This is a genomic window from Flavobacterium orientale, from assembly GCF_014638005.1.
GTDB classification, from domain to species: Bacteria; Bacteroidota; Bacteroidia; order Flavobacteriales; family Flavobacteriaceae; genus Flavobacterium; species Flavobacterium orientale.
The window spans coordinates 1-5,582 of sequence record NZ_BMFG01000023.1 but is presented as its reverse complement, the minus strand read 5'-3'; the positions used below and the strand labels follow the sequence as shown (position 1 = coordinate 5,582).

Annotated in this window: 2 tRNA genes and 3 rRNA genes; all 5 read left to right on the top strand. The window is 47.1% G+C overall.

Features of this window, described 5'->3' with window-relative positions:
- Positions 1-368: 368 nt before the first annotated feature.
- A 16S ribosomal RNA gene (locus IEV15_RS14445) occupies positions 369-1,884 on the top strand.
- A 92-nt stretch (positions 1,885-1,976) separates the two neighbouring features.
- Positions 1,977-2,050: transfer RNA gene (locus IEV15_RS14440), tRNA-Ile, on the top strand.
- An 87-nt stretch (positions 2,051-2,137) separates the two neighbouring features.
- A tRNA-Ala gene (locus IEV15_RS14435) sits at positions 2,138-2,211 on the top strand.
- Positions 2,212-2,398: 187 nt separating this feature from the next.
- Positions 2,399-5,285, top strand: a 23S ribosomal RNA gene (locus IEV15_RS14430).
- Between the two features lie 168 nt (positions 5,286-5,453).
- Positions 5,454-5,562, top strand: a 5S ribosomal RNA gene (gene rrf, locus IEV15_RS14425).
- Together the 16S, 23S and 5S rRNA genes with 2 tRNA genes alongside form the textbook arrangement of a ribosomal RNA operon.
- Positions 5,563-5,582: the final 20 nt, after the last annotated feature.

Genomic DNA, 5,582 nt, shown 5'->3' with positions numbered 1-5,582 from the left:
TGAGAGCGACGTTCTGAGTTAAAATGGAGTTTAAAAAAATCTGAAAAAAGATTTGGTAGGAGAAGCAAAAGAGTATTATCTTTGCCCTCCGCAAGCGACAAAAACTGTGATTAAAAAGCTATAGAAAAAAGAAAACAAATTTTTTTTTCGAAAAGTTTGCCTAATCAAAAAGAAGTTGTACTTTTGCACCCGCTTTGAGAAACAAGCGAAGAAACAAGAAGACACGTTCATAGACATATTGGATTGACAGCACGATTAGACAGCGATGTTTAATCGAAAAAAAAGAGAGAGTAAGCAAGTCGAAAAGATTTGAAAAAACCTAGCACTTCGTCTACAAAACAAAGCTAAGCAATTAGTTTTAACAACATACGATGAAGAGTTTGATCCTGGCTCAGGATGAACGCTAGCGGCAGGCCTAACACATGCAAGTCGAGGGGTATAAGGAGCTTGCTCCTTAGAGACCGGCGCACGGGTGCGTAACGCGTATGCAATCTACCTTGTACAGGGGGATAGCCCAGAGAAATTTGGATTAATACCTCATAGTATATTTGAATGGCATCATTTAAATATTAAAGTTCCAACGGTACAAGATGAGCATGCGTCCCATTAGTTAGTTGGTAAGGTAACGGCTTACCAAGACGATGATGGGTAGGGGTCCTGAGAGGGAGATCCCCCACACTGGTACTGAGACACGGACCAGACTCCTACGGGAGGCAGCAGTGAGGAATATTGGGCAATGGAGGCAACTCTGACCCAGCCATGCCGCGTGCAGGAAGACGGTCCTATGGATTGTAAACTGCTTTTATACGGGAAGAAACACCCCCTCGTGAGGGGGCTTGACGGTACCGTAAGAATAAGGATCGGCTAACTCCGTGCCAGCAGCCGCGGTAATACGGAGGATCCAAGCGTTATCCGGAATCATTGGGTTTAAAGGGTCCGTAGGCGGCCTTATAAGTCAGTGGTGAAATCTCCCAGCTCAACTGGGAAACTGCCATTGATACTGTAGGGCTTGAATTATTAGGAAGTAACTAGAATATGTAGTGTAGCGGTGAAATGCTTAGATATTACATGGAATACCAATTGCGAAGGCAGGTTACTACTAATGGATTGACGCTGATGGACGAAAGCGTGGGGAGCGAACAGGATTAGATACCCTGGTAGTCCACGCCGTAAACGATGGATACTAGCTGTTGGGAGCAATCTCAGTGGCTAAGCGAAAGTGATAAGTATCCCACCTGGGGAGTACGAACGCAAGTTTGAAACTCAAAGGAATTGACGGGGGCCCGCACAAGCGGTGGAGCATGTGGTTTAATTCGATGATACGCGAGGAACCTTACCAAGGCTTAAATGTAGATTGACAGATTTGGAAACAGATTTTTCTTCGGACAATTTACAAGGTGCTGCATGGTTGTCGTCAGCTCGTGCCGTGAGGTGTCAGGTTAAGTCCTATAACGAGCGCAACCCCTGTTGTTAGTTGCCAGCGAGTCATGTCGGGAACTCTAACGAGACTGCCAGTGCAAACTGTGAGGAAGGTGGGGATGACGTCAAATCATCACGGCCCTTACGCCTTGGGCTACACACGTGCTACAATGGTAGGTACAGAGAGCAGCCACAACGCAAGTTGGAGCGAATCTACAAAACCTATCTCAGTTCGGATCGGAGTCTGCAACTCGACTCCGTGAAGCTGGAATCGCTAGTAATCGGATATCAGCCATGATCCGGTGAATACGTTCCCGGGCCTTGTACACACCGCCCGTCAAGCCATGGAAGCTGGGGGTACCTGAAGTCGGTGACCGCAAGGAGCTGCCTAGGGTAAAACTGGTAACTGGGGCTAAGTCGTAACAAGGTAGCCGTACCGGAAGGTGCGGCTGGAACACCTCCTTTCTAGAGACATAAGAAGTCTGGGAAAATAGAATCAAAGAGATTTGATTACTCTCGCTGTTAATTCAAATAATACAATAAGCTAAAAAATACAGAGTCTCGTAGCTCAGCTGGTTAGAGTACTACACTGATAATGTAGGGGTCCCCAGTTCGAGTCTGGGCGGGACTACTATTTTAGAGCTTAAGGAAATTCTAGGGGTTGAGTGAGCCGTTATAAGTACTGTTAACTAATAACTGTTAACTGACAACTAAAGACGGGGGATTAGCTCAGCTGGCTAGAGCGCCTGCCTTGCACGCAGGAGGTCATCGGTTCGACTCCGATATTCTCCACTGGTTTAGCCATTAGCCCAAAGGCGTTAGCCATTAGTTTAATACTATTGCCTAATCACTTTTGCCTATTGCCTAGACGAAAGTTCATTGACATATTGAGATAAAAATATTTACAAAGTAGAAAATACAAAAGTTGTAATTTATTATAACAAATTAAGTCCTAGTTTTAGTAATAGAATTAGGCGGCACATAAGCAAAATAAGGGCGTATGGGGGATGCCTAGGCTCTCAGAGGCGAAGAAGGGCGTGATAAGCTGCGAAAAGCTACGGGGATTGGCACACACGAATTAATCCGTAGATACCCGAATGGGGCAACCCGGCATGTTGAAGACATGTCACACCGATAGGTGAGCAAACCCGCTGAACTGAAACATCTAAGTAGGCGGAGGAGAAGAAAACAAAAGTGATTCCGTAAGTAGTGGCGAGCGAACGCGGATTAGCCCAAACCAAGCATGTTACGGCATACTTGGGGTTGTAGGACCACGAGATTTCTTGCGGATTGAATTAGAATTACCTGGAAAGGTAAGCCATAGAGGGTGATAGCCCCGTATAAGTAAGAGAAGATAAGGATAGTGGTATCCTGAGTAGGGCGGGGCACGTGAAACCCTGTCTGAATTTGGCGGGACCATCCGCTAAGGCTAAATACTCCTGAGAGACCGATAGTGAACCAGTACCGTGAGGGAAAGGTGAAAAGAACCGTGAATAACGGAGTGAAATAGATCCTGAAACCATACGCTTACAAGCGGTCGGAGCTCCTTTATGGGGTGACGGCGTGCCTTTTGCATAATGAGCCTACGAGTTAACGTTGCTGGCAAGGTTAAGTGATTAAGTCACGGATCCGTAGCGAAAGCGAGTCTGAATAGGGCGCTTTAGTCAGTAGTGTTAGACGCGAAACCGTGTGATCTACCCATGGGCAGGATGAAGCTGTGGTAACACATAGTGGAGGTCCGAACCGGTTGACGTTGAAAAGTCTTCGGATGACCTGTGGGTAGGGGTGAAAGGCCAATCAAACTCGGAAATAGCTCGTACTCCCCGAAATGCATTTAGGTGCAGCGTTGGTCATAAAGTTATATAGAGGTAGAGCTACTGATTGGATGCGGGGGCTTCACCGCCTACCAATTCCTGACAAACTCCGAATGCTATATAATGTTTACCAGCAGTGAGGGCTTGGGTGCTAAGGTCCAAGTCCGAGAGGGAAAGAACCCAGACCATCAGCTAAGGTCCCCAAATATATGCTAAGTTGAAAAAACGAGGTTTGTCTGCCCAGACAGCTAGGATGTTGGCTTGGAAGCAGCCATTCATTTAAAGAGTGCGTAACAGCTCACTAGTCGAGCGGACGAGCATGGATAATAATCGGGCATAAGCATATTACCGAAGCTATGGATTTTACATTAAGTTGTAAAGTGGTAGGGGAGCATTCTAACAGGGTTGAAGGTGTATCGCGAGGTATGCTGGACCGGTTAGAAAAGAAAATGTAGGCATAAGTAACGATAATGCGGGCGAGAAACCCGCACACCGAAAGACTAAGGTTTCCTCAGCTATGCTAATCAGCTGAGGGTTAGTCGGGTCCTAAGGCGAACCCGAAAGGGACAGTCGATGGCCAACGGGTTAATATTCCCGTACTACTTATAGTTGTGATGGGGTGACGCAGTGATGAAAGTACCGCGAACTGACGGAATAGTTCGTTGAAGGTTGTAGCTATATTCCAGATAGGCAAATCCGTTTGGAATGGCAAAGACTGATAGTACTCGGAGTCTTCGGACAAAGAGATAGTGTACCTAAGGGCTGCCAAGAAAAACCTCTAAACTTAGATTATAAGTACCCGTACCGTAAACCGACACAGGTAGTCGAGGAGAGAATCCTAAGGTGCTCGAGAGATTCATGGCTAAGGAATTAGGCAAAATAGACCTGTAACTTCGGGAGAAAGGTCGCCAGCAGCAATGCTGGCCGCAGTGAAAAGGTCCAGGCGACTGTTTATCAAAAACACAGGGCTCTGCCAAATCGTAAGATGAAGTATAGGGCCTGACACCTGCCCGGTGCTGGAAGGTTAAGAGGAGATGTTATCAGCAATGAGAAGCATTGAATTGAAGCCCCAGTAAACGGCGGCCGTAACTATAACGGTCCTAAGGTAGCGAAATTCCTTGTCGGGTAAGTTCCGACCTGCACGAATGGTGTAACGATCTGGACACTGTCTCAGCCATGAGCTCGGTGAAATTGTAGTATCGGTGAAGATGCCGATTACCCGCAGTGGGACGAAAAGACCCTGTGCACCTTTACTATAGCTTAGTATTGGTCTTGGATAAGTGATGTGTAGGATAGGTGGGAGACTGTGAAGTGGCGTCGCTAGGCGTTGTGGAGTCATTGTTGAAATACCACCCTTTGCTTATCTGAGGTCTAACCCCATAATGTGGGGGACATTGCTTGGTGGGTAGTTTGACTGGGGTGGTCGCCTCCAAAAGAGTAACGGAGGCTTCTAAAGGTTCCCTCAGCACGCTTGGTAACCGTGCGTAGAGTGCAATGGCATAAGGGAGCTTGACTGAGAGACATACAGGTCGATCAGGTACGAAAGTAGAGCATAGTGATCCGGTGGTTCCGCATGGAAGGGCCATCGCTCAAAGGATAAAAGGTACGCCGGGGATAACAGGCTGATCTCCCCCAAGAGCTCATATCGACGGGGGGGTTTGGCACCTCGATGTCGGCTCGTCACATCCTGGGGCTGGAGAAGGTCCCAAGGGTTGGGCTGTTCGCCCATTAAAGTGGCACGCGAGCTGGGTTCAGAACGTCGTGAGACAGTTCGGTCTCTATCTACTGTGGGCGTTAGAAATTTGAGTGGATCTGATTCTAGTACGAGAGGACCGAATTGGACAAACCGCTGGTGTATCTGTTGTTCCGCCAGGAGCACCGCAGAGTAGCTACGTTTGGAAGGGATAAGCGCTGAAAGCATATAAGCGCGAAACCCACCACAAGATGAGATTTCTTTAAAGGGTCGTGGAAGATGACCACGTTGATAGGCTATAGATGTAAAGGCAGTAATGTCATAGTCGAGTAGTACTAATAACCCGTAAGCTTATGTGAAAAAGTTCCCCCGATGCAAGTCGGGGGAGGAAAACTTTCTACTAAATTATATTTTTTATCTCAGTATGTTAAGATATTAGCCATTAGCCTGGAGGCAAGAGCCAAAAGTTTAATGGAACCACGCAAAAAGTTGAAGCCTTATGGCTGAAGCCTATTGCCTTAAAGACTTAAGGTGGTTATTGCGGCGGGGCTCACCTCTTCCCATTCCGAACAGAGAAGTTAAGCCCGCCTGCGCAGATGGTACTGCAATTTGTGGGAGAGTATGTCACCGCCTTCTTTTTAAAACCCTTCATCTAT